Genomic DNA, 792 nt, shown 5'->3' with positions numbered 1-792 from the left:
ATTTTCATTGAGTATAAATCAAGCGACTTTATTCAAAAAGTGCTATAATAGAATTAGAAAATCGGAGGAAATATTATGAAGCTTATCAATACGACAAACTCACACTCGCAACTTGTAAAAAATCAGCTAGAAAGTACCGATGCAACCCTTGTTGAGGTTTATTCTGCAGGGAATACAGATGTTATTTTTACCCAAGCGCCGCTTCACTATGAAATCCTCATCTCAAACAAACACCGTGCTATTCGTGAGCCTGAAATCGAAACCATTCAAGAATTTTTCTTGAAACGTAAAATTAATAAGAACTCTATTGATGAAGCCAATATCAAGACACTCTACTCAGAGAAATTAATTGGAATTTCAATCCCAATCCAGTGAGGAAATTGAGTAAAAACTCTACTTGAGCGAAAGTCCAATAAGTCTTCCCACAATAAAACGCATAGTATTGAGGTACACTGTACACTCGCTATTATGCGTTTTTATATAGTAGATTGAAACTATAATAGTACACCTCTACTTCTAAAACATTGTTAGAAATCGATTTGACTGTCCTGATCGATTTGTCCTATTCTTATTTCATTTTATAGTCATTTAGTTTTAAAAAGCATTCCAAACATTCAAAAATAGTTGGGACTTCCCTTAATAAATCTGTTACTTTCTTTTTCAAGATAGCCCAAGCTTACTCAATAGGATTCAAATCTGGTGAATAAGGCGGTAGAGGTAAGAAAAAGTGTTTATCTTGGATGCAGAGTTCATCCAAAATGTTCTTGGGATCAAAACTAGCATTGTCCATGA

At 34.0% G+C, this 792-nt stretch carries 1 protein-coding gene and 1 pseudogene; one reads left to right on the top strand and one right to left on the bottom strand.

Features of this window, described 5'->3' with window-relative positions; translation table 11 throughout:
• The first annotated feature begins 75 nt into the window (after positions 1–75).
• Entirely contained in the window at positions 76–375 is a 300-nt protein-coding gene (locus HT671_RS11185; RefSeq protein ID WP_000767186.1) for a DUF1827 family protein, read from the top strand.
• Between the two features lie 193 nt (positions 376–568).
• On the opposite strand, the pseudogene HT671_RS11835 reads toward HT671_RS11185, so the two are convergent.
• A pseudogene (locus tag HT671_RS11835) lies at positions 569–792 on the bottom strand (transposase); the annotation flags it as partial.

The sequence above is a fragment of the Streptococcus sp. 2741 genome (genome assembly GCF_013276315.1).
In the GTDB taxonomy this organism is placed as follows: domain Bacteria; phylum Bacillota; class Bacilli; order Lactobacillales; family Streptococcaceae; genus Streptococcus; species Streptococcus pseudopneumoniae.
This window is presented reverse-complemented; position numbering and strand designations above follow the sequence as displayed.

Excerpts from the sequence above, each read along its gene's own strand:
- HT671_RS11185 (WP_000767186.1), top strand. The coding sequence starts at position 76 with ATGAAGCTTATCAATACGACAAACTCACACTCGCAACTTGTAAAAAAT.